The sequence below is a fragment of the Comamonas sp. F1-6 genome (genome assembly GCF_039581415.1).
GTDB classification, from domain to species: Bacteria; Pseudomonadota; Gammaproteobacteria; order Burkholderiales; family Burkholderiaceae_C; genus Comamonas; species Comamonas thiooxydans.
Map to the genome: position 1 here is coordinate 100254 of NZ_JBCPWN010000002.1, position 24003 is coordinate 124256.

Annotated in this window: 22 protein-coding genes; 17 read left to right on the forward strand and 5 right to left on the reverse strand. The window is 65.0% G+C overall.

What is annotated here, in order from left to right; all coding sequences use genetic code 11:
* Positions 1-3: 3 nt before the first annotated feature.
* The 8 genes from AAIL66_RS02725 to AAIL66_RS02760 all read left to right on the forward strand — a co-directional run bounded on the left by AAIL66_RS02725 (position 4) and on the right by AAIL66_RS02760 (position 9883).
* Positions 4-1230, forward strand: coding sequence for an acyl-CoA dehydrogenase family protein (locus AAIL66_RS02725; protein WP_063663723.1), 1227 nt, complete (start codon positions 4-6; stop codon positions 1228-1230).
* Complete coding sequence (locus AAIL66_RS02730; protein ID WP_343495949.1) at positions 1227-2321, forward strand: nitronate monooxygenase; 1095 nt, start codon at positions 1227-1229, stop codon at positions 2319-2321. Before AAIL66_RS02725 ends, AAIL66_RS02730 begins: the two co-directional genes overlap by 4 nt.
* 16 nt (positions 2322-2337) lie before the next feature.
* Positions 2338-3315 (forward strand): tripartite tricarboxylate transporter substrate binding protein, encoded by a 978-nt coding sequence (locus AAIL66_RS02735; protein ID WP_343495950.1) that lies wholly within the window; start codon positions 2338-2340, stop codon positions 3313-3315.
* Positions 3316-3389: 74 nt separating this feature from the next.
* Positions 3390-5192, forward strand: a complete 1803-nt coding sequence (locus tag AAIL66_RS02740) for a lysoplasmalogenase family protein (RefSeq protein WP_343495951.1) — start codon at positions 3390-3392, stop codon at positions 5190-5192.
* 389 nt (positions 5193-5581) lie between these two features.
* A complete protein-coding gene (locus AAIL66_RS02745; RefSeq protein WP_034354705.1) occupies positions 5582-5779 on the forward strand; it encodes a hypothetical protein in 198 nt (65 codons plus the stop codon).
* A 237-nt stretch (positions 5780-6016) separates the two neighbouring features.
* Entirely contained in the window at positions 6017-6340 is a 324-nt protein-coding gene (locus AAIL66_RS02750) for a hypothetical protein (protein ID WP_343495952.1), read from the forward strand.
* 12 nt (positions 6341-6352) lie between these two features.
* The gene (mgtA, locus tag AAIL66_RS02755; protein WP_343495953.1) at positions 6353-9100 is read left to right on the forward strand and encodes a magnesium-translocating P-type ATPase; all 2748 of its coding nucleotides are present in this window, start codon (positions 6353-6355) and stop codon (positions 9098-9100) included.
* 63 nt (positions 9101-9163) lie between these two features.
* Entirely contained in the window at positions 9164-9883 is a 720-nt protein-coding gene (locus AAIL66_RS02760; protein WP_034354715.1) for an MgtC/SapB family protein, read from the forward strand.
* Between the two features lie 96 nt (positions 9884-9979).
* Here the strand turns inward: AAIL66_RS02760 and ruvB are convergent, their stop codons facing one another.
* Complete coding sequence (ruvB, locus tag AAIL66_RS02765) at positions 9980-11074, reverse strand: Holliday junction branch migration DNA helicase RuvB (protein ID WP_012839966.1); 1095 nt, start codon at positions 11072-11074, stop codon at positions 9980-9982.
* Positions 11075-11216: 142 nt separating this feature from the next.
* Between ruvB and AAIL66_RS02770 the strand changes: the two genes are divergently transcribed.
* A complete protein-coding gene (locus AAIL66_RS02770) occupies positions 11217-11750 on the forward strand; it encodes a peroxiredoxin (RefSeq protein ID WP_003068738.1) in 534 nt (177 codons plus the stop codon).
* A gap of 13 nt (positions 11751-11763) precedes the next feature.
* Here AAIL66_RS02770 and AAIL66_RS02775 read toward each other — a convergent pair whose 3' ends face one another.
* The gene (locus AAIL66_RS02775; RefSeq protein ID WP_343495954.1) at positions 11764-13320 is read right to left on the reverse strand and encodes a peptidase S1; all 1557 of its coding nucleotides are present in this window, start codon (positions 13318-13320) and stop codon (positions 11764-11766) included.
* Positions 13321-13369: 49 nt separating this feature from the next.
* On the reverse strand, positions 13370-13945 hold the full coding sequence (gene ruvA, locus AAIL66_RS02780; protein WP_012839968.1) for a Holliday junction branch migration protein RuvA: 576 nt from the start codon (positions 13943-13945) through the stop codon (positions 13370-13372).
* 49 nt (positions 13946-13994) lie between these two features.
* Here ruvA and AAIL66_RS02785 point away from each other — a divergent pair, with 49 nt between their 5' ends.
* The 6 genes from AAIL66_RS02785 to AAIL66_RS02810 all read left to right on the forward strand — a co-directional run bounded on the left by AAIL66_RS02785 (position 13995) and on the right by AAIL66_RS02810 (position 18956).
* Positions 13995-15005 carry a PhoH family protein gene (locus tag AAIL66_RS02785; protein ID WP_034354721.1) on the forward strand — a complete coding sequence of 337 codons (1011 nt, stop codon included), beginning with the start codon at positions 13995-13997 and terminating at the stop codon, positions 15003-15005.
* Positions 15006-15054: 49 nt separating this feature from the next.
* Positions 15055-15513: an rRNA maturation RNase YbeY gene (ybeY, locus tag AAIL66_RS02790; RefSeq protein WP_046460526.1), complete on the forward strand. Its 459-nt coding sequence runs from the start codon at positions 15055-15057 to the stop codon at positions 15511-15513.
* Positions 15514-15531: 18 nt separating this feature from the next.
* A complete protein-coding gene (locus AAIL66_RS02795) occupies positions 15532-17046 on the forward strand; it encodes an ATP-binding protein (protein WP_343495955.1) in 1515 nt (504 codons plus the stop codon).
* A 7-nt stretch (positions 17047-17053) separates the two neighbouring features.
* The gene (locus AAIL66_RS02800; RefSeq protein WP_034354728.1) at positions 17054-17680 is read left to right on the forward strand and encodes a response regulator; all 627 of its coding nucleotides are present in this window, start codon (positions 17054-17056) and stop codon (positions 17678-17680) included.
* A 91-nt stretch (positions 17681-17771) separates the two neighbouring features.
* Complete coding sequence (locus AAIL66_RS02805; protein WP_034391195.1) at positions 17772-18266, forward strand: heme-binding protein; 495 nt, start codon at positions 17772-17774, stop codon at positions 18264-18266.
* Positions 18267-18284: 18 nt separating this feature from the next.
* A complete protein-coding gene (locus tag AAIL66_RS02810; RefSeq protein WP_343495956.1) occupies positions 18285-18956 on the forward strand; it encodes an outer membrane beta-barrel protein in 672 nt (223 codons plus the stop codon).
* 65 nt (positions 18957-19021) lie between these two features.
* Here the strand turns inward: AAIL66_RS02810 and AAIL66_RS02815 are convergent, their stop codons facing one another.
* Positions 19022-20005: a tripartite tricarboxylate transporter substrate binding protein gene (locus AAIL66_RS02815; protein WP_343495957.1), complete on the reverse strand. Its 984-nt coding sequence runs from the start codon at positions 20003-20005 to the stop codon at positions 19022-19024.
* Positions 20006-20197: 192 nt separating this feature from the next.
* On the opposite strand from AAIL66_RS02815, the gene AAIL66_RS02820 reads away from it, so the two are divergent.
* Positions 20198-20962, forward strand: coding sequence for a sulfite exporter TauE/SafE family protein (locus AAIL66_RS02820; RefSeq protein ID WP_034377246.1), 765 nt, complete (start codon positions 20198-20200; stop codon positions 20960-20962).
* Positions 20963-21062: 100 nt separating this feature from the next.
* Here AAIL66_RS02820 and dbpA read toward each other — a convergent pair whose 3' ends face one another.
* Positions 21063-22472 carry an ATP-dependent RNA helicase DbpA gene (gene dbpA / locus AAIL66_RS02825; protein WP_343495958.1) on the reverse strand — a complete coding sequence of 470 codons (1410 nt, stop codon included), beginning with the start codon at positions 22470-22472 and terminating at the stop codon, positions 21063-21065.
* Positions 22473-22634: 162 nt separating this feature from the next.
* On the opposite strand from dbpA, the gene AAIL66_RS02830 reads away from it, so the two are divergent.
* Complete coding sequence (locus AAIL66_RS02830; protein WP_343495959.1) at positions 22635-23960, forward strand: amidohydrolase; 1326 nt, start codon at positions 22635-22637, stop codon at positions 23958-23960.
* Positions 23961-24003: the final 43 nt, after the last annotated feature.

The window sequence follows — 24003 nt, forward strand, 5'->3', positions numbered from 1 at the left end:
CCCATGTCGATTCCCGAACCTCACCACCCGCTTGTACGCCTGTCCCCCGATGAAGCCTCACTGCTTGAGCGCGTGAAAACTCTGGTGGCCGAGCGCATCGGGCCGGACGCCGACCGCGTGGCGCAGCAGGACGTCTTCGCCTGGGATACCTTCCGGCTGCTATGTCGCGAAGGCATCGTCGCCACCGCGTTCCCGCGCGCGCACGGCGGCAGCGAGGCGTCGATGATGCTGCGCGTGCGCATCATCGAGGAAGTAGCGTCTGTGTGTTCGACGGCCGCTTCGTTGGTCACTGGCACCGACCTGTCCTCGCGCCCCATCGTGGCCGGTGGCAGCGAGGCGCTGCGCTGCGCGCTGATCCCCGACCTGGCCAGCGGGGCACGCCAGTCGGCCTTCGCACTGACCGAGCCTGGCGCAGGCAGCGACGTGGCGCGGCTGGGGGCGCACTATGCGCCGGCACCGCAGGGCGGCTGGACGCTCAATGGCCAGAAGAAGTTCATCACGCGCGCCAACGTAGCCGACATGTTCGTGGTGGTGGCGCGCCAGGCCGACGGACCCGGCGGCGGCCGCGGACTGAGCGCCTTCGTCGTGCCACGCGACACGCCCGGCATCACGGTATCGCCGGTGATTCCCAAGCTTGGCTGGTACGGCGTGCCGATCGCGCTGGTCAGCTTCGACAACGTGCACATCGCGCCGGAGCACCTGCTCGGCAAGGAAGGCGAAGGCATGGCGCTGGCACAGGACACATTGCTGCGCGCACGCATCGGCCACGCTGCGATTGCGTTGGGCCGCGCCGCAGGCGCGCTGCAGATTGCCGCCCAGTACGCCAACCAGCGCCAGGTCTTCGGGCAGCCGGTGGGTGCGCACCAAGGCATCCAGTGGATGGTGGCCGAGATGGCGGCCCAGATCGAGGCCGCACGCTGTCTGGTCTACAGCACCGCGCAGCGCTACGACGCGGGCGATGCCGACGTGGCCATCCATGCATCGATCGCCAAGCTGCATGCCACCGACCTGTGCATGCGCATCGTGGTCGACTGCCTGCAACTGCTGGGCGGCAACGGCTACCTCAAGGCCTTCCCGCTGGAGCGCTTCCTGCGTGACGCCAAGATGAACCAGATCGGCGAGGGTACCAGCGAGATTCACAAGACGCTGATCGGCCGCCATGTGCTGCGCCGTGCCGCAGCGCTGCCGCAGCACCCTTGCCTGGACATGGAGCCGGAGCTGTGGACATGAGCAATGCACTGACCAACGACCTCTGCCGCCGACTGGGCATACGCCTGCCCATCTTTGGTCTGGCCCACCGCATCGAAGTGGCCGCCGCGATCTCACGGGCCGGCGGGCTGGGCGTCTATGCCGCCGCGCGTGACGGCCCGCACGAGCTGCAGAAGAAGCTGCGCCAGCTGCGCGAACTGTGCCCCGAACACCCGGTGGGCGTGGACCTGCTGCTGCCCTCCGGCCTGCCCGAACACGACGACCGCGCAGCCGTGGCTGCCGCACTGCCGCAGGGGCACAGGGATTTCGTGCAGGGCCTGTTCAAGCAATACGACGTGCCGCCGGCCACCGAAGGCAACTTCTTCTCGCAGTACGTGCGCTCGCAGAGCCTGTTCGAGGAGCAGGTGGACGCCATTGCGGACAGCGATATCGAGGTCTTTGCCGCCGGCGTCGGCACGCCGGTGGAGGCGCTGGCACGCATCAAGGCGCGCGGCCTGCACACCATCGCCCTGGTCGGCAGCGTGCGCCATGCTCAAAAGGCGATCGCAGCCGGGGCCGACATCCTGGTGGCCCAGGGCTATGACGCGGGCGGCCACACAGGGCCCATCGGCACCTTCACGCTGGTGCCTCAGATAGTGGCGGCAGCCGAGGGACGGCCAGTAATCGCGGCCGGTGGCATCGGCACCGGGGCGCAGGTGGCGGCCTCGCTGGCCCTGGGCGCGCAGGGTGCCTGGCTGGGCACGCTATGGTTGGGCACGCGCGAGCACGAAATGCCGCAGGCGCTGGCAAAGAAGCTGATCGCTGCCGACAGCGAAGACACGGTGATCACGCGCGCCCACAGCGGCAAGCCCTGCCGCGTGCTGCGCAGCGCGTTCAGCAACGCCTGGGCACAGCCCGGCGCACCCGAGCCACTGTCTATGCCCTACCAGCAGGCTCTCACCGGCGATCTGCTGGCAGCGGTGGAACAGCACCAGATCGGGCCGCTGATGTACGAGGCTGCGGGGCAGAGCGTGCACTGGCTGCGCGGAATCGAGCCCGTGGCTGCCGTGATGGGCCGCCTGGTGACCGAGACACGCCAGGCCCTGCAATCAATGGCGGGTTACATCGCCTAGAACCGGAGAGACAAGCATGGACCGTCGGCAATTCCACCTTCAACTGTTGCTGGCCGGCCTGGTGCCCGGCATGGCCCGCGCAGGCATCGCGCCGAGCCCGGACGGCTACCCCGATCGACCGATCCGCATCGTGGTGCCCTACCCCGCAGGCGGCGTCGTCGACGTGGTGCTGCGCGCCGTCTGCGACCCGCTGTCCAACGCACTGCCGCAACGCATCGTGATCGAGAACCGTCCCGGTGCCGATGGCCGCATCGGCCTGGATGCGGTGGCCAAGGCCCCGGCCGATGGCTACACGCTGCTGGGCGTAGCGCCGATCCTCGCGGTGGGCGAGCACCTGATGCCCGAGATGAAGGCGCGCAGCAAGGACTTCGTGGGAGTGTGCGGCGTGGCCGCGCCGCCGACGGTGTTCGTGGTGCACGACACGGTTCCTGCCAGGACGCTGAAGGAGTTCGTCGCGCTGGCTGCCGCCAGACCGGGCGAGTTCAACGCAGCCAACCCCGGCACCGGCAGCTCCATCCACCTGGCACAGGAGCTGTTCTTCGAGCGCACCGGCATCCGCTTGACCAACGTGAGCTACAAGGGCCAGCCGCCAGCGCTGCTGGACCTGGGCTCCGGCCTGCTGCAGTTCGCGCTGATCTCACAGAACCTGGTGCTGCCGCTGATCCAGTCCGGCAAGGTCCGGGCTCTGGCTGTCAACGCCGCAGCGCGCACGCGCTCGCTGCCCGAGGTGCCCACCATCGCGCAGGCCGGCTATCCCGATATCCTGGTGCAGTCCTGGTACGGCATTGCCGCACCGGCGAAGACTCCCGCGCCGGTGGTCGAGTGGCTGAGCCAACAGTTCCAGCGCGCGCTGGCGATGCCTGAAGTGCGCGCGCGGCTGGCAGCCACCGATGCGGAAATCCTGGCGCTGGATGCGGCACGCTTCACCGAGCTTATCGCCGTGGAGACCAGGCGCTGGGGCGCGTTGATCCACAAGCGCGGCATACGGTTGTGAGAGCCAGCGCCAAGAGCCGCAACTAGGGAAGATGCGAGGCGCTGCGCGCCGCGCCCTGCCCACAATCGATGGCCATGCTCTCCCCCAGCCAAGTCATCGTTCTGGCCACGCCGGTCTTTTTCGCACTGATTGCCGTGGAATGGGCCATCAGCCTAAAACGCGGGCGCAATGCCTATGCGCTGGCCGATGCCATCAGCTCGCTGAACCTGGGCATACTGAGCCAGACCAGCGCCGTCTTCACCAAGCTGCTGACGCTGGGCATCTACACCGTCGTGGCCAGCCATGTGGCTCTGATCGAGGCCGATGCCTTCTGGCTCAGCCTGCCGGGCTGGCTGCTGGCCCTGCTGTTCTACGACCTCTGCTACTACTGGCTGCACCGCATGGGCCATGAAGTGGGCGTGCTCTGGGCCGCCCATGCCGTGCACCACCAAAGCCAGGCCTACAACCTCTCCACCGCGCTGCGCCAGACCAGCTCCGGCGCGCTGCTGGGCTGGATCTTCTATCTACCCATGGCCCTGGCCGGCGTGCCGCCGCTGGTGTTTGCCGTGGTCGGGCTGATCGACCTGCTCTACCAGTTCTGGGTGCATACCGAGCAGGTCAAGAAGCTGGGCTGGTTCGACCGCTGGTTCTGCGCGCCCAGCAATCACCGCGTGCACCATGCCGTCAACGAGCGCTATCTGGACCGCAACTACGGCGGCATTCTCATCGTCTGGGACCGGCTCTTCGGCACTTACAAGACCGAGGATGATGAGGAGCCCTGCGTCTACGGCACGCGCGGCCTGCTCAAGAGCTGGGACCCGCTCTGGGCCAACTTCAGCGTCTACCGCCAGCTGGCGCATGACAGCTGGCATGCACGCAGCTGGCTGGACAAGCTTCGCGTCTGGTTCAAGCCGCCGGGCTGGCGGCCAGCCGATGTGGCGCAGCACTTTCCCAAGCCCGCCTTCGATCTGGACGAGCACCGCATCATCTATGCGCCTCCGATGGGCACTGCGCTGCGCTGGTTTGCCGGCCTGCAGTTTGCAGCACTGGTTGCGGGCACTTCGGTCTTTCTCTGGCATGCCGATCAGTCACCGCTGGCCACCAATCTGATCTGGTTCGGCGTGCTGCTCACCGGGCAATGGGCTCTGGGCGCGGCCATGCAGGGACGCATCAGTCTGTGGCTGGCGCTGATGCTGCAAAGCGGCGCACTGGCCACGGCCACGGCAGCGCTCGGTCTGCAGCAATGGCATTGGCTGTTCAAGCCTGCCACCATGGTTTTTGCTCTCATATGCATAGCTTCTTGCGCAAAGCAGAACTCAAAAACTATACAAAACCTGCCTCAAAAGCATGTTCATCTGCTGCTGGCAGCTATTGTTTTTTCCATGGCTGGCGATGTATTCCTGATGCTGGACGGACAGCTGCCCACCAGTCTGTTCATTCCCGGCCTGGTCAGCTTTTTGCTGGCCCATGTCTGCTACGTTGCGCTATTCAAGCTTGATGTTGCCTGGTTTGCCGACCGCCGCGCACTGCTGCTGGTGGCTGCGATCGGCGCCGCCATGTATGTCTTTCTCTGGACCCATGGCCTGCCCGCCGCCCTGCGTCTGCCCGTGGCCGCCTATGTCGGTGTCATCGCCTTGATGGCGGCCCAGGCCTGGGGACGCTATCGTCAGTTGCGCAGCCGCGCCGCACTACTGACCGCACTGGGCGCCAGCTTTTTCATGCTCAGCGACTCCATCCTGGCCATCAACCGTTTTGTGCAGCCGCTGCCCTGGTCCGCAGTGAGCGTGCTCGGCAGCTATTACGCCGCACAGGCCCTGATCGTCTGGGGCTGCGTGCGCCAATGGGCCGAGCCTGCAAGCCGCCAGGCCCCGGCGCAATTGCAACTGAAAACCACCTAGGGTTGACCCTGAACCCGGTCTCGACCGATAATCGACAGATCGCAATTTCAGGAGTCCCCACGTGGACAGTGCCAGTTCAACCAGTGATTTATCGCACGCCGCAATGGCTGCGAAGCTGGCCGACTGACAGACTCCCCCGGATCGGGAGTCGTCATCGACCGCCCCGCATCCCTCGCCCTCGCGATCCTCGCAACTTGCTGTTTGGCTTCCCGACCTTCGGGCCGCCCTGCCGTGCGCAGCACGGCTAGAGGCTTCAAGCTCGCAAGCTCTGCTCCTCACTGAGTTTTCGCGCCGCCATTCGCTCTGGTTTACCCCGGCTCGTGGCTGCGCCAAAACGTTTGTGCCGCGCTGCCGCCTGGCCCGCTCCCTCAACCGATGAGGAGAACGCCATGAGCAACCGCCTGACCCGCTCTCTGCACCAGCTGCGCCCCCTGCTGCTGCGCGCCCGCGCTATGCCCCGCCAGGCAGCGCCCGCCGCACCGGCAGCCTTGCCGCAAGCGCTGGAGCAGACGCTGGAGCTCGATGCACTGACCAGTTGGCCCACGCATCGCATCCGCAGCTTTCTGAGCAGCCGCAGCGTACGCTGAGCAGCCTCGTCGCGGACCGGCTCCGGCCCGCTTTTCACTCACTCTTAACCAAGGAACACGTATGGATCCCGACCCTAGTCGATCTTGCAGCGCGCCCCGTGCGGCGCACTGCCAGCCCATTGCCGTGCGTGTGACCCTCTTGGCTGCGCGCACGAACTGGAACCCCGTCCCGGGGTCGCGCGCCTGATGCCCTAGCAGCGGCGGGCAGCTCCCGGGTCACCCCCAAGGAGTATGCCCATGCAACGCCTCGCCTGGCTGCGCGTGCTGCAACGCAGCCGCCCCGCATCCCGCTTCAATGACTCTACCCGCCACCATGGCCTGACCCATGCCGTGATCTCGGCACTGAGCGAGCGCCGCACCGATGTGCTGCGCCACCTGGTCGACCGCCATGCCGCGCCCCTCATGGCCAGCGCCATGGCCAATCTGAGCATCCGCCAGCGCGCCGATGCGCTGTCGCTGCTGACCCGTGAGCAGCGCAACCGCATCGACAACCAGCTGCGCGCCAGCCAGGCGCAGCAGCCCTGGACGCGATTCGGCACCTCCGGCAAGACGCTGCACTGACCGGAGGCCGTGATGCAAACCCTCAAAAATCTGTTCCGGGCCTTTTTGCACAGCCACCGCATGGCCGGCCTCTTCGGCCGCCAGCCCATGCCCGCTGGCGGCTCGTCCACAGCCGTCACAGTGCCTGCGACACAGGTACAGGCCCTGCAATCCGCCGCCTGCAGCCCCGTGGCTGCGCTGCTGCAGCAGCTGGACACATCTAGCCGGGGCCTGAGCCCCGAGCAGGCCCGGCAGCGCCAGCTACGCCATGGGCCCAACGAGGTGGCGCATGAAAGGCCGCTGCCCGCATGGCAACACCTGTGGCATTGCTACCGCAACCCCTTCAACCTGCTGCTGACGCTGCTGGCCGTGGTCTCCTATGTCACCGAGGACGAAAAAGCCACCATCGTCATCGCCAGCATGGTGCTGCTGTCCACGCTGCTGCGCTTTGTCCAGGAAGGGCGGTCCCGGCGCGCCGCAGCACGCCTGCAGGCCCTGGTCAGCAACCGCGTCACCGTGCGCCGCAAGACCGATGCACCGGCCGCAGACTTTCGCGACAGCGGCGGAGGCCATGACACCTCGCTGTCCGAGTTGCCCATGCGCGAGCTGGTGCCCGGAGACATCGTGGCCCTGTCGGCCGGCGACATGATCCCGGCCGACTGCCGCCTACTGTCCGCCAAGGACCTGTTCGTGAGCCAGGCAGCCATGACGGGCGAATCGCTGCCCGTGGAAAAGGATGCGCGCACCCTCGCCTCCCTGCAGGCCGGCCAGTTGCTGGAAGCCGGCAACCTGCTCTTCATGGGCACCAATGTGGTCTCGGGATCGGCCATGGCCGTGGTCGTCGCCACCGGCAACCAGACCTATTTCGGCACGCTGGCAGCGCGCATCACCCACCAGGACCGCACGGCCACGGCCTTCGAGCAGGGCGTGAACAGCGTCAGCTGGCTGCTGATCCGCTTCGCGGCCGTGATGGTGCCCGTGGTGCTGTTCATCAACGGCTACACCAAGGGCAACTGGGGCGAGGCCTTTTTGTTCGCGCTGTCGGTGGCCGTGGGCCTGACACCCGAGATGCTGCCCATGATCGTCACCTCCACGCTGGCCAAGGGCGCCGTGGTGCTGTCGCGCCAGAAGGTGATGGTCAAGCGCCTGGATGCGATCCAGAACTTCGGCGCCATGGATGTGCTGTGCACCGACAAGACCGGCACGCTGACGCAGGACCGCATCGCGCTGGAGCGCCACACCGATGTGCAGGGCCGTCCCAGCGACGAGGTGCTGCAGTTCGCCTACCTCAACAGCTACTACCAGACCGGGCTCAAGAACCTGCTGGACCGTGCCGTACTCGAGCATGTGGAGCTGCACACGCGGCTGCATGTCAACGATGACTACCGCAAGGTCGACGAAATTCCGTTCGACTTCCAGCGCCGGCGTATGTCCGTGGTGGTGGCCGAGCGCAATCACCACCACGAGCTGATCTGCAAAGGGGCGGTCGAGGAAATCCTGGAGGTCTGCACACATATTCGAGACAGCGGGCGCGACGGAGACACGCGGCTGCCGCTCACGCCCGAGCGCCGCGAGCAGGTGCGCGCCGTCACCGAGGGCCTGAACAGCGAGGGGCTGCGCGTGGTGGCCGTGGCCATGAAGGAAGTGCCGCCCGACAAGAACACCTACGGCATTGCCGACGAGGCCGAACTGACCCTGATCGGCTACGTGGCCTTTCTCGATCCGCCCAAGGAATCCACCCTGGCCGCCATTGCTGCGCTGCTGCAGCATGGGGTGACCGTCAAGGTACTCACGGGCGACAACGAGCTGGTGGCACGCAAGGTCTGCCGCGACGTGGGCCTGCAGGTGGACGAGGCGATTGTCGGCAACGACATCGAAGCCATGGACGAGGCGCAACTGCGCCGCACCGTGGAGTCGCACCTGCTGTTCGCCCGCCTGACGCCGCTGCACAAGGAGCGCATCGTGCATGCGCTGCGCGCCAACGGTCATGTCACGGGCTTTATGGGCGACGGCATCAACGACGCGCCCGCGCTGCGCGCCGCCGATATCGGCATCAGCGTCGACAGCGGCGTGGACATCGCCCGCGAGGCGGCCGACATCATCCTGCTGGAGAAAAGCCTGATGGTGCTGGAGCAGGGCGTGCTCGAAGGACGTCGCACCTTCAGCAATATGCTCAAGTACATCCGCATGACGGCCAGCTCCAACTTCGGCAATGTATTTTCGGTGCTGATCGCTTCGGCCTTCATCCCGTTCCTGCCCATGCTGCCCATGCAGCTGCTGATGCAGAACCTGCTCTACGACCTGTCGCAGATCGCCATTCCCTTCGACAACGTGGACGAGGAAATGGTCGCGCGGCCGCTGCGCTGGAACCCTCAGGACCTGGGCCGCTTCATGCTCTTCTTCGGCCCCATCAGCTCGCTGTTCGACGTGCTCACCTTCGCGCTGATGTGGTTCGTCTTCCATGCCAGCACGGCCGCAGAGCAAAGCCTGTTCCAGTCGGGCTGGTTCGTGGTGGGGCTGCTCACGCAGACGCTGATCGTGCACATGATCCGCACGCCGAAGATCCCGTTTGTTCAAAGCCGGGCCTCCTGGCCCTTGCTGGCCGCCACGGCGACCATCATGGCCATAGGCATCTTCCTGCCCATGGGCCCGCTGGCCGGACATTTCAAGCTGCAGGCCCTGCCGCTCGGCTATTTCCCCTGGCTCATCGTCATATTGCTGGCCTATGCTGTGCTGACCACGCTGCTCAAGCGCGTCTATATCCGCAAGTACGGCTGGTGAGCTCCGGGCCGCATATTTCATGAACCCAAGCACCTGTCCATAACCAATAACAATCAGAACTTCATGCAATCCCTACAGAACTTCAATCTGCTCGCCACGCTGAACACGGTGCTGTGTCTTCTCGTGGCCTTTGTCTGCGGCAGCATCATCGGCCTTGAGCGCCAGATACGCCAGCGCACGGCGGGCCTGCGCACCAATACCCTGGTCGCCGTGGGCGCGGCCGTGTTCGTCGACCTGGCCATGCGCGTCTCAGGCGCGGACGGCGCCACGCGCGTCATCTCCTATGTGGTTTCGGGCGTGGGCTTTCTGGGTGCCGGCGCCATCATGAAGGAAGGAGCCAACATCACGGGGCTGAACACCGCCGCCACGCTATGGGGCTCGGCCGCCGTGGGCGCCTGCGCGGGCGCGGGCCTGCTGCCCGAGGCCGGCCTTGCCACCCTGTTCGTGCTGGCCAGCAACACCTTGCTGCGCCCCGTGGTCAACTACATCAACCGCCATCCCGTGGCCGAGCATGCCAGCGAGGCCACCTACTATGTCTATGTGATCTGCGGCCAGCAAGCCCAGGCCGATGTGCGCGAGGGCATGCAGGAGCTGCTGGAGGCGGCCAACTACCCGGTGCGCGCAGTCGAAAAGCACGAGATTCCGCCGCACAACACCGAAATCGAGGCCGAGCTGTTCGCCACGGCCGTGCATGCCGAGGAGCTGGACCAGGTGGTCACGCAGATCGAAGCCCTGCCCGGCGTGCTGCAGGCCTTCTGGAACGCCGGACCGCAGAGCAATTGATCCCCCCTGAGCCGCTGCGCGGCTTCCCCCAGGGGGACGACATCTTCACTGCGGGGCGGCCCTTGCTCGATGTCTCTGGTTTGGGTTGCGCCAGTTTTATGCTGCATTGTCTCCGGGGGGCTGCAGGCCCAGGTGCCGGTAGGCGGCCTGCGTGGCCATGCGCCCGCGCGGCGTGCGCTGCAAAAAGCCCTGCTGGATCAGATAGGGCTCAATCACATCCTCGATGGTGCCCGACTCCTCGCCGATACTCGCCGCGATATTGTCCAGACCTACCGGGCCGCCGTCGAAACGATGCACCACGGCTTCGAGCAGCTTGCGGTCCATGATGTCAAAGCCCTGGGGGTCCACATCGAGCATGGCCAGCGCCTTGTCGGCAATCTCGCGCGTGATGCGGCCGTCGCCCTTGACATCGGCATAGTCGCGCACGCGGCGCAGCAGGCGGTTGGCAATGCGCGGCGTGCCGCGCGAGCGGCGCGCGATCTCGAAGCAGCCTTCCGCGTCAATCGGCGCATTGAGCAGTCCGGCGCTGCGCCTGACAATGCGCGAGAGCTCCTCCGAGGTATAAAACTCCAGCCGCGCCACGATGCCGAAGCGATCGCGCAGCGGGTTGGTGAGCATGCCGGCGCGCGTGGTCGCGCCCACCAGCGTGAATGGCTGGAGATCGAGCTTGATGGAGCGTGCAGCCGGGCCTTCGCCGATCATGATGTCTATCTGATAGTCCTCCAGCGCCGGGTAGAGGATTTCCTCGACCACCGGGCTCAGGCGGTGAATCTCGTCGATGAACAGCACATCGTTGGGCTCGAGATTGGTGAGCAGTGCCGCCAGATCCTTGGGTTTTTCCAGCACCGGGCCGCTGGTCTGGCGCAGGTTCACGCCCAGCTCGGCTGCGATGATGTGGGACAGCGTGGTCTTGCCCAGGCCCGGCGGGCCGAACAACAGCACATGATCGAGCGCCTCGCTGCGCTTCTTGGCAGCGCCGATGAAGATCTCGAGCTGCTCTCGCGCCTTGGCCTGGCCCACATATTCGTCGAGCTGCTTGGGGCGCAGGGCACGCTCCAGCGCCTCTTCGCCCTGGGACGAATGCCCGGCCGAAACCATGCGCGGCGCAGCCGCCTCGGGGTCGGCGGCCGCGCTTCTGGCCTTGCGTGCAGGTGCGGGACTGGCCGCAAATTCGTCCACATGAATCGTCATGGCAGCAATTGTGCCCCAAGCATGACAGGGACACTGATTAAAAATACAGGGGAAAACAAAATCCCACAGTTGCTGTGCCCCACATTGACGGCCGGCCCCTGGCTTTGCGCACAATGACGGCAAAGATCCGAGGAGCTTTTTCATGCGTATTCACACCCTGGCCTGTACGGCCGCCCTGCTTTGCCTGTCCGTCGCTGCCCAGGCTGCGCTCAAGGCCGGCGATGCAGCACCTGGCTTCAAGACGCCCGCGGCCGTTGCCGGCAAGGCTTTTGACTTCGATATGGCCGAGGCGCTCAAGAAAGGGCCGGTGGTGCTGTATTTCTTCCCCAAGGCCTTCACCCAGGGCTGCACGCTGGAAGCCCATGCCTTTGCCGAAGCCACGCCCCAGTTCGCGGCCATGAAAGCCACGGTGGTGGGCATGTCACATGACGATATCGACACCCTCAAGCGCTTTTCCACCGAGGCCTGCCGCGACCAGTTTGCCGTGGCATCGGACCCTCGGGCCGTCACCATCAAGGCCTATGACGCGGGTGCTGCCGCCAACCCTGCCAGGGCCGACCGCATCTCCTATGTGGTGGGCCAGGACGGCAAAGTGAAGTTCGCCCTTGTCAGCAGCGACCCGCTGGCCCATGTGGAGCAGACCAAGGCGGCCGTCAGGCAGTTGCAGGGGAAATAGGCCCGGCCCTCGGTCACTGCGCCAGCCAGTTCCCGATCTGGCTGCTGAAGGTCCGGTCGAAGCGGCTGTAGACATCGGAGCCGCCGCTGACCGTACACGAGCTGCTGCCGCCGGACAGCGTGCCCACGACGCGTCCGCCCGCAAACATGGCCGAGCCACTGCTGCCGCCTTCGGTCACCCCCTTGCTCCAGCCGACGTTCACAAAATCGCTCTGGGCATTGCCCGGGCTGCAGGTGATGCTGCCGGCGCCCAGACTGCAATTTCTGTAGCTTTGCACCTGGCCTTCGCTGTATTTGAGCAAATCGCCCTGCGGGTGATGCAGGCCGTAGATGGCCGTCCCCGTCACCGCCGTTCCTCTCGCATCCCAGCCGGCCAGCGTCGCACCGGCAGGAGGCACCTCATTGAGTCGCATCAGCGTGGCATCGGTCACAGCGGTCGAATACAGCAGCGTGGCACCGCGCTGCAGCGCCAAGGTGCTTGCATTCGGCTCGAAGCTGTTGCAGCTTGCCGATCGGAAAAACCAGTCTGTGCGCAGCGAAGTGGCGGCTGCCTGCGTCGAGATGCAGTGATTGGCCGATAGAAAGTACGGCGTGTAGTCCCGCTTGGTATTGTTCAGCAGGGAGCCCGTGCAGTAGTAGTAGCGGTTGTCGGGGCCCACATACGTCATGCGCGCCACGGCATTGCGCTCGACCGCGTACTGATCGGCGCAGCTGGCATCGAGCTCGCAACCCGCGGCATCGCCCACATTTCTGGGCACAAGGCTATCGCGCAGCTCCAGCTCCAGCTCCACGGGCAGGGCCAGGTTGACATAGGCATGGGTGAGTGTGGGAATGGCAATGCGCAGCTGCGATGTCGACAGTCCCGCAGGCAGTGCAATCTCCAGCGTGACCTCATCGGCGCCCAGGTCGGGGGTCCACCAGATGCCAGCCGCCCGGGTATCGCCGTCGACACGACGGTTGCGCGCAATGGCCTCGTTGATGGCCTTGCCCGTGGTCTCGAACCCGGTCTTGCTGCGATCCTTGCGGTACAGCCTGAGCTCGGCGGCATCGGGTATGGCATCGACCACCAGCCCCAGCCGCAGGCCATGGGCGCCGGTCGATGTGATGCTTATCGCCGCCACCTGTCCGCCATCCGGTGCCCCGGCCCATCGCAACGTACGTGCCATGTCGCCAGTGGACTGCAGCGAAGACAGCGCCCGCGGCGCCCCTATTTGCATGGGCACACCAGGCATGGGCATGACCGGCAAAGGCGCGTCGTTCCACTGCGGCAATGCCAGATCGACGGCCTTGGGTCGCACGGCCACGGATGCCACAGCCACGCCTCTGGCCGAAGCCGCAGTCTGGGCGACAGGCACTATCAGCGAATCCAGCACATAGGCCGTGGGCGGACCCGGCGGAGGACTGGTCTCTGCGACGCCCGCACCATTGCCGCCGTTACCGACACCTGCGCCGCCAGGGCCCGGGTCCGGAACACTGCCTCCGCCCCCTCCGCCGCCGCAAGCGGTCTGCACCACCAGCATCAGGCTTGCGCATAGAGAGGGAATGCGCCTGCCCTGTATCCACCAATGCATATCGTGTTCTCCTGCAGTTCACGATCGGACTGGCACAGGGCCAGCGAAGCTATTTGGTCAAAGCCTTGAGCGCGAGCTTAATGCCCTCGCTCACCCCTACATCGGGTGGGAGTTTCTTGAGGGCGGCCGATGCTTCCTTGTCCGAGTAGCCCAGCGCCATCAGTGCCTGCTGAATATCGTTCTGGTCGTTGTTATTGGCAAACAGCGACTGCGCACCGGTATCCGCGCCAATCTTGCCCTTGAGCTCCAGCAGCAGACGCTCGGCGGTCTTCTTGCCGATGCCGGGCACCTTGACCAATCGCCCTGCTTGCTGCTGCGATACCGCGTCCGCGAGATCATCGATGCTCATGCCGCTGAGCACGGCCAGTGCCATGCGCGGTCCTATGCCGGTGATCTTGATGAGTTCGCGGAAGGTCTGGCGCTCGCGGGCCGTACCGAAGCCGAACAGCAGCTGGGCGTCTTCCCGCACCACGAAATGGGTCAGCAAGGCTACCTTGGCACCATTGGCCGGCAGGTTGTAGAAGGTGCTCATGGGCACCTGCACCTCATAGCCCACACCGGCACAGTCCACCAGGACTTCGGGCGGGTTTTTTTCCAGCAGCGTTCCAGTCAATTTGCCTATCATTGAAATCCTTTGCCGCACCGTGCGGCGATTCTTTTGAGAAATTATCCGCGTGATCCTGCGCCATACCTTCACACCCCATAACAATACGCGCCTGACCCATCTCTGCGGCCCGGCAGATGCGCATCTGCGCACCATCGAAATCGCGCTGGGCGTCAAGATCGCTCACCGCCACGAGCAGTTCAAGATCGACGGCCCCAAGGCCAAGGCCAATGAGGCGCTGGAGCTGCTTCAGGCTCTCTATGAGATCGCCGACTACGTGATTGCAGAAGATACGCTGCAGCTCATGCTGGCCGGCGATGTCGAGATGCTGGAGGCCGACCTGACGGCTCCGCAATTGACTACGCGCCGTGCCGATCTGCGCGCCCGCACGCCCAACCAGGCGCTGTATCTGGAAAACATCGCCAATCACGACATCAGCTTCGGCATCGGCCCGGCCGGCACGGGCAAGACCTATCTGGCCGTGGCCTGCGCCGTGGACGCGCTGGAGCGCAGCGCCGTGCAGCGCATCGTGCTGACCCGGCCCGCCGTGGAAGCCGGCGAACGCCTGGGCTTTCTGCCCGGCGACCTGACGCAGAAGGTGGACCCCTATCTGCGCCCGCTGTATGACGCGCTCTACGATCTGATGGGTTACGAGAAGGTACAGAAGGCTTTCGAGCGCAATGCGCTGGAGATCGCGCCGCTGGCCTTCATGCGCGGACGCACGCTGAACAACGCCTTCGTGATCCTGGACGAGGCGCAGAACACTACGCCCGAGCAGATGAAGATGTTTCTGACCCGCATCGGCTTTGGCGCCAAGGCCGTGGTCACGGGCGACGTGAGCCAGGTCGACCTGCCCAAAGGAGCACCCAGCGGACTTGTCGATGCCGAGCGCGTCCTCAAACGGGTCAAGGGCATCTCCATCAACCACTTCACCAGCGCCGACGTGGTGCGCCACCCGCTGGTGGCCCGCATTGTGGACGCCTATGACGCACGCGGCCGCGTGTCCGAAGGCACTTCGGCGCCCAAGCACCGCAGCAGCCCCCGAACGGCCCGCCCGCTGCCAACGGCAGACGAACTTTAATCAAAATCAATAGCTACTAGCACTTACCCTATAAGGGCTAAAAGCCAAAATGACCTTAAATCAACTGCAACTATCGCTGCAATTCGGTCCCAGCGCCGAGGCCGCCGCCCATCGCGAACTGCTGAGCCGCAGCCGCGTCACGCGCTGGATCCGCCATGCGCTGGCCGTGGATGCCGAGATCACGGTGCGCATCGTGGATACAGAGGAAGGCCGCAAGCTCAATCGCGAGTACCGCAAAAAGGACTACGCGACCAATGTGCTGACCTTCGACTATCAGCAGGAGCCGACCGTGATGGCCGATCTGGTGCTCTGCGCCCCCGTGGTGGAGCGCGAGGCCCAGGAGCAGAACAAGAGCCTGGAAGAGCATTACGCCCATCTGCTGGTGCATGGCACGCTGCATGCCCAGGGCTGGGACCACGAGACCAGCGAGGAAGACGCCGAAGAGATGGAGGCTTACGAGACCGACATCATGAAGGAGATGGGTTACGAAGACCCTTACGCCAAATAATCCGCGACAACACCGGCCATGATCATCCCCCACTGGCGCCGCCCCCTGGCCTGGCTGATGGCCTGGGCCCTGGTGGCCATTGCAGGCGCAGGCTGGCTCGTGCATGCGCGGTTGCAGGCCCTGGAGGATGCATTCGTGACGGATGCGCGCATCGTGCACCGGCTGCTGAGCCAGCGTGCCGTGCAGCACGATGCGGTAATGGCCATGCTGCCCCTGCTGCAGCCACCGGCGCAAGGCCGCAGTGCCAAGGTAGCCTTGCCACTGCCGCGCCTGCCCGCCGCCTATCCGCAGATCATCGAGGTACTGCGCCGCCTGCCGGACAGCAGTTGGCCGGCTGACTGGCCCCATGACCTGGGTGCCGCGCTGGATATGGCAGAGGCCCGCTCGCTGCAAAGCGGCCATGCCGAACTGGCCTGGGCCGACCTGCCCAAAGGCCGGGTATGGCTGGCACTTGCCGGCCCAGCCGCCGACCACGCCCTGCTGCTGGATCTGCATGCCACCATTCCCTGGGACGAGTGGCCCATGGATGCCCGGACCAGTCCAGTGCGCGTGCGGCTTCAGTATCAGAGCCAAGCCTTTACCGTGCAGGCCGGACGGCAACTGGAGCGCGGCTGGAATTACGAATTTCACAAGCTGCTTGCCTCGCAGAGCCAGCCCTTCGATGTGGTGCTGGAGCGCGACGTGGGCTGGAGCGAGTTGCCCTGGGCCATCATGCTGGCCTGGGCGGCTGCCAGCGCTGCAGCACTGGCCGTACTGCGCACCCTGCTGCGCCAGCGCGTGGCCGCACGCAGGGCAGAAGAACTGTTGCGTCTGGGCCAGGTCGCCCGTCTCAACCAGCTCGGCGAACTGGCCGCGGGCATGGCGCATGAAGTCAACCAGCCGCTGACCGCGCTGCTGGCCAATACCCAGGCGGCGCAGCGCCTGCTGGGCGATGAGGAGCCAGATCTGGATATGGCGCGCCATGCCATGAATCAGGCCGTGGCCCAGGCAAGGCGCGCCAGCACCGTCGTGGGACGCCTGCGCCGCGTGGTCGAGCGGCCCGACCTGTCACGTCAGGTCCAGACTCTGCCCCTGTCCACCGCCGTGCATGATGCACTGCACCTGCTGGAGCCCGAGCTGCGCCGCCGCAGCATTGCCGTGCAGGTGGATGCTCCCGCAGACCTGCCGGCCGTGCGCGCCGAGCCTGTGGCCTTGCAGCAGATCATCCACAACTTGGTGATGAACGCGCTGCAGGCCATGGAGCAGACCGAGCCCGGCCGGCGCCGTTTGCGCCTCACCCTTAGCCCCCAGGGCGCGCGAGTCCTGCTGAGCGTGCGCGACACCGGCCCCGGCGTGGCGCCCGAGGCGCGAGCGCGCCTGTTCACGCCGTTCTACACCACACGCTCCGGCGGCCTGGGATTAGGCCTTTCGCTGTCGGAAAGCCTGGCGCAGGCGATGGGAGGCGAGCTCACTTTGGCGCCATCCTCTCCTTCGCCTGCCGATGGGCCTGGGGCCGAATTCCATCTGCAGCTCCCGCTGGCACACCAGCCTTGAACGCGACATGACCTCTTCCCTCTCGCCCCTGATTCACCTTGTGGACGACGATGCCGCCGTGCGCGACAGCCTGGCACTGCTCATAGGCACGGTAGGCCTGCGCGTCCAAACCTGGTCCGACCCGCATGTCTTTCTCGCCGAGTTCGACCGCAGCGACGTGGGCGCCATCGTGCTCGACGTGCGCATGCCTGGCATCAGCGGGCTGGCGGTGCTGGACAGGCTGGTGGCGCAAGGGGTGGATCAGCCTGTGATCATGCTTACGGGCCATGGAACCGTGGAGATGTGCCGCCGCGCCTTCAAGGCCGGTGCTGCGGAATTCCTTGAGAAGCCGGTCGATGACGAGCTGCTCATCGAGGCGCTGCAGGCCTCCGTGCGCCAGCATGTGCGCTCGCGCGAGCGCCACCAGGCCGACCGGCAGGCGCGCGAGCGTTATGCACAGCTCTCGAGCCGCGAATGCGAGGTGCTGGGCCTGATCGTGGAGGGGCTCACCAACAAGGAGATCGGTCGCGCGCTGTCGCTCTCGCCGCGCACGGTGGAGACCCACCGCGCCAACCTGTTCGCTAAGCTGGAGACCGACTCGCTGGCCATGCTCATCCGGCGCTACGCGGCCCTGGTCGAGGACGCCGCTCCGTAGTTCTACGGAGGTAGGCGCGTAGCCTGCCGCATGGACGCCCGGGTGGCGTTTTTCTACAGTTGCGTTCATACCCATCCACCCGGAAAAACGTATGAAACGCACTCTGACACTCGCCGCCCTGACTCTGGCCACCCTGACCGCCGGCACCGCCAACGCCCAGGCCGTGCGCACGGAAAAGAATATGTCGCTAGAGCTGGCCAACCAGATCGCCGCCCAGTCCGTCTCGGCCTGCACCGCCAACAGCTATGCCGTGACCGCCACCGTGGTCGATCGCGCCGGCGGCGTGCGCGCCGTGCAGCGTGCCGACAACGCCGGCCCACACACCGTGGAAGCCAGCCGCGAAAAGGCCTTCACCTCGGCATCGGCCAAGGCGCCAACGCTTGCCATCATGGAGAACTCCCAGAAGAACGCCGGCGCAGCCAACCTCAAGGACATCCCCGGCTTCCTGCTGCTGGGCGGCGGCGTGCCCGTGAAGGTGGGCAATGAGGTGATCGGTGCCGTGGGCGTGGCCGGTGCGCCCGGCGGCCATCTGGACGACCAATGCGCACAGGCCGCCCTGGCCAAGGTGCAGGACCTGCTGAAGTAATCGGATCTAGGATTTTTCGTGAAATTTCAACGCCTTGCCTCCCTGCTGATCCTGGCTGCCGCAGGCAGCGCTTTTGCCGACGATAGCTACTACGGCGCACTGCGGATCAATTCCGCACGCTACCAAGCCCACGACATGGACTCCAGCGCCCGCCCCGGCCTGGGCCAGTTCGTGCCTGGCGACGAGTCGAATACCGCCACAGGGGGCTCGCTGGCCCTTGGTTATCAACTCCCGTCGAACTGGCGCGTGGAAGCCGAGTACACCCTGCCCAAGAACAACGAGTTCACCAGCGGCTCCACCCGCTTCCCCACCAGCTTCAACCACCACCAGATCCGCTCGCAGCGCCTGATGGTCAATGTATACAAGGATTTCCCCCTGAACGCCCGGTTCTCGCTGTACGGAATGGCCGGCCTGGGGCTGGCCCGTCTGGAGTCCAGCGGCTGGCAGGGCAATCCGGGCCGTCAGTACATCAGCGACACCCAGAGCAATCTGGCGTATTCCGTGGGTTTTGGCGTCAGCTATTCGCCTATCCAGAAGCTCAGCATCGACCTGGGCTGGCGCTATGTCGACATGGGCAAGGCCAAGAGCGGTGCCAACAACTTCGCCAACGTCCGCGGCCTGCAGGACGAGCAGATGCGTGCCAAGCTGACGGCCAGCGAAATCTCGATCGGCCTGCGTTACAACTTCTGACCCACTTCCCTAGAGCAAAGGAAAAGCGGCCCTCGGCCGCTTTTTCTGCTGGTGCGTAAAGCCGTTTACTCGACGCTCAGGCCAATGCTGCGCACCAGTTGGGCAACGCGCACATCTTCGGTCTTGATCTGCTTGGCAAACACTTGTTGGCCCTCCCCCACGGGGGTGATGCCCTGCTGCAGCAGACTCTTGCGCAGCTCGGGGTCCTTGAGCGCCTTGTCCGTGTCCTGGGCGATGGCCTGGACCACGGCAGCGGGCGTGCCCTTGGGTGCGAACAAACCGAACCAGGCACCAGCCTCAAAGCCCTTGTAACTCTCGGCCAGGGTCTGCACCTGGGGCAGCAGTGCATGGCGCTGCAGACCGGACACGGCCAGCGCCGTGAGCTTGCCGCTCTGGATCTGGGTAAGCGCCGGAGCAATCGCAATCAGCATCAAATCGACCTGGCCGGCCAACACATCCTGCAGGCCCTGAGGGCCGCCGCGATAGGGAATATGCGTGGCGAAAAAGCCTGCGCGCTGCTTGAACTGCTCCATGGCCAGATGCTGGGCGCCGCCCGTGCCCGAGGAGGCATAGTTGATCTTGCCCGGGTGGGTCTTGGCATAAGCCACAAAGTCCTGCAAGGTCTTGAAGCCCTTGCGGGGATTGGCCACCAGCACGAAGTCGGACTGGCCCAGCTTGGTCACCGGCACCAGGTCGTTCTTGACGTCATAGGGAAGGTTGCGCTGCACATTGGGCATGATGGTGATGGCGCTGTCGCCGCCCACCAGAAGGGTGTAGCCATCGGGCTGGGCCTTGACCACGGCATCCACAGCCGAGACACCGCCAGCCGCGCCCTTGTTTTCCACCACGATGGCCTGCTTCCAGTCCCTGCCCACCAAATTGCCCACCTGACGGGCCAGCAGATCCGGGACGCTGCCGGGGCCGTTGGCCACCACCAGCCTGACGGAGCGCGCAGGAAACTCCGGCTGCTGAGCCATGGCTGCGCCCGATACACAGCTTGCAGCCAGCATGGCCCAGGCGGTGCGGGAAAGTAAACGGGGCAGATTCACGGCAAAACTCCTTAACTAAGGAGTTGATTGTCAAAACAATCACTTATTCCTCAAAATACTGTTTTCATATTCTTTTATTTCCAAAAATAATTAACCACACAAGAAAAAGAAAAGAGGCGACGCGGGCCAGCGCCTAAGATCGACCCCAACCACAAGGCGCAAAGCCGATAGAGAAAATCAGGAGACAAGAACATGGAGAACCTGGGCCACCTCGCCCTTTTGCTGGCCGCAGCTTTCACGGCCGGCGCGCTCAACGCCGTCGCCGGTGGCGGCAGCTTTCTGACCCTTCCCGCGCTGGTCTTCACCGGCGTGCCACCCGTGATTGCCAATGCCACCGGCACCGTGGCCCTGCTGCCAGGCTATATGGCGGGCGCCTGGGGCTTCAAAGACGATATGCAGTCCCCGCCGGGCCTGTCCATGAAACAGGTGGTGGCGCTGTCCCTGATCGGCGGCTCCGCCGGTGCGGCGCTGCTGCTGTTCACGCCCGACGCCACCTTCCGCAAGGTCGTTCCCTGGCTGCTGCTGGCCGCCACCGCCATGTTCGCCTTCGGGCCGCAGTTGCGCGCCTGGGCCTCGGGCAAGAATGCCGCCCATGCCACCCCATCGGCGGCCAAGGCCGCTGCTGGCATGCTGATCGTGGCCATCTATGGCGGCTACTTCAACGGCGGCCTGGGAATTTTGCTGCTGGCCTTGTTCGGCCTGCTGGGCCAGACCTCGCTCAACGCCATGAACGGCATGAAGAACCTGGTCTCTGCCCTGCTGACGGCGATTGCCGTGGTGATCTACGCCGTGGGCGGCATTGTGGAATGGAAGCAGGCCATCGTCATGATGGTGGCCGCCACCCTGGGCGGCTATCTGGGAGCCCGCGTGGCGCGCAAGATTGCACCCCATGTCCTGCGCTGGGGCATTGTGGCCACGGGGCTCGTGATGGCAGGGCTGTTCTTCGCCAAAGGCTGAAGCGCCGCCCAAAGCAAAAAGCCTTCTCGGTCCGAGAAGGCTTTTTTGTGAGCAAGCAGCGCTTGATAGATAAGCGTCAGAGGCCAATTTGACGATATTTTCAGAGCAGACGAGCCTTGACCGTCTTGCCCTTGACCTTGCCTGCATTGAGCTTGGCGCAGGCCGCCGAGGCAATCTTGCGATCCACGGCCACATAGGTGGAAAAGTCGTTGACGCTGATCTTGCCGATCTGCTCGCGGCTATAGCCGAAGTCGGCGCACATGGCGCCCATCACATCGCCGGCGCGAATCTTTTCCTTGCGCCCGCCAATGATCTGGATGGTCATCATGGGTGGCAGCAGCTCGCCACCGGCGGCAGGCGTGAGTTCGTCAACGGGGAAGAATTGTGAAGCACGGCCTTGCAGCTGCTCGATCTTGCCCACGCTGCCCATCTCGTCCATGCTTACCAGATTCAGCGCCAGGCCTTCGGCATCGCCACGGCCCGTGCGGCCGATACGGTGGATATGCACCTCGGGGTCGGGGGTGACATCCACATTGATGACTGCAGACAGGTCGGCGATGTCCAGACCGCGCGCCGCCACATCGGTGGCGACCAGCACGCTGCAGCTCTTGTTGGCAAACTGCACCAGCACCTCGTCGCGCTCGCGCTGCTCCAGCTCGCCGAACAGGGCCAGAGCGCTGAAGCCCTGGGCCTGCAGCTCGCTCACCACGTCGCGGCATTGCTGCTTGGTATTGCAAAAGGCAATGCTTGATTCAGGACGGAAGTGTGCCAGCAGCTTGGCCACCGCGCTCACTTTTTCTCTGCTACCCACTTCGTACCAGCGCTGCGCGATCTTGCCCGCGCTGTGCTGGGTCGCGACCTTGACGGTCTGCGGATCGCGCATGAAGCGGCTGGCCAGCGAGGCAATGCCATCGGGGTAGGTGGCCGAGAACAGCAAGGTCTGACGGTCCGCCGGGCATTGGCGCACCACGGTTTCGATGTCGCCGAGAAAGCCCATGTCCAGCATGCGATCGGCCTCGTCCAGCACCAGGGTCTTGAGGTTGCCGATGTCGAGCTTGCCGCGCTCCATCAGATCCATCACGCGTCCGGGCGTGCCGACGACGATGTGCGCGCCGTTTTCCAGCGAGGCGATCTGGTTGCGCGAGGGCACGCCGCCATAGACTGTGACGACCTTGATATTGTCCTGCGCGCGCGCCAGGCGGCGGATTTCGGTGGCGACCTGGTCGGCCAGCTCGCGTGTGGGGCACAGCACCAGGGCCTGGACGGCAAACCAGCGCGGGTTCAGGCGGTCGACCATGGGCAGGCCGAAGGCAGCCGTCTTGCCGCTGCCGGTGCTGGCCTGGGCGATCAGGTCCTTGCCCTGCAGGGTCATCGGCAGACTGGCGGCCTGGATGGGCGTCATCTGCGTATAGCCGAGTTGCTGGAGGTTGGCCAGCATTTCGGGGGACAGGGGCAGCGCCGAGAAAGCGGTGGAATCAGAGGCCTGGGCGGCGCTGGTGGAGGTGTTCATGGGAGCGGATTATCCCGGGCCTGCGCCGCAAAAGCCTTGAGCCATCGCTATTCACGGTGCCATTTGCGGGTTGCCCCTCTTCAATCCGGTCCGGCCATGCTCCTAGTCTGAAAGCGCACTCTCCATGAGCCGCTTCTGTTTGACGCCAACCACAGACCCAATATGCACCCAAGCCTCACTCGCAAGTTCTGCATCGCCGCCGCGCTGGCCGCCAGTCTGACCTCGACCCAGGCCGCAGAGCTGGATCCCCAGCCGCTCAAGCCCCAGCTGCAGCAGCTGATCGCCAAGATGTATCCGCAGCTGCGCGGCGTCTACGAAGACCTGCATGCCAACCCCGAGCTGGGTTTTCAGGAAACGCGTACCGCCGCCAAGCTGGCTGCCGAAATGCGCAAGCTGGGCTTCGAGGTCACCGAGGGCATTGGCAAGACCGGCCTGGTCGCCATCTATCGCAATGGCGCAGGTCCCACCGTCATGGTGCGCACCGAGCTGGACGCCCTGCCCATGGAGGAAAAAACCGGCCTGCCCTATGCAAGCAAGGCCAAGGCCCAGTACAACGGCAAGGAGAGCTTTGTCGCCCATAGCTGCGGCCACGACATGCATATGACCAGCTGGCTGGGAACGGCCCAGGCACTGCTGGGCCTGAAGAATCAATGGAAGGGCACGCTGATGTTCGTCGCCCAGCCTTCCGAGGAAACCGTGACCGGCGCCAAGGCCATGCTGGCCGACGGCCTGTTCAAGAAGTTCGGCAAACCCGATTACGCCTTTGCGCTGCATACCGGCTCCATGCCTTATGGCATGGTGGGCTATGTGGCCGGGCCGGCGACCTCCAATTCGGACTCTCTGGACATCACTTTCCATGGCCGTGGCAGCCACGGCTCCATGCCGGACAAAGGCATTGACCCGGTGCTCATGGCCTCGCGCTTTGTGGTCGACGTGCAGGGCGTGATCAGCCGCGAAAAAGACCCCATGGAGTTCGGCGTGGTCACCGTGGGCGCCTTCAATTCGGGCAGCGCGGGCAATATCATTCCCGACCAGGCGCGGCTGCTGGGCACCATCCGCAGCTACAAAAGCGAGGTGCGCACCAGAATGCACGAAGGCATAGAGCGCACAGCCAAGGCCGAAGCCGCCATGTCGGGCGCTCCTGCCCCCGAGATCAAACTGACCAAGGGCTCGGATGCCGTGGTCAACGACGCGGCGCTGGTAGGCAGCACGGTCAGGCTGTTCAAGGCCGCGCTCGGCGACCGCAATGTGATCCCCATCCCGCCCATCACGGCCAGCGAAGATTTCTCGGACTTCATCAACCAGGGCGTTCCATCCATGTTCTACACCCTGGGCGTGTTCGATCCCCAGAAGGTGGCGCAGGCCAGCCAGCCCGGCGGCAAGCCGCTGCCCTTCAACCACTCGCCCTTCTTCGCTCCCGAGCCAGAACCCACGCTCAAGACAGGTGTGGAAACCATGACGCTGGCGGTCATGAACGTGATGCAGTAAGCGCAAGCCAGCCCCGCCATCGGGGCTGCGCCTTGCCTTCAGC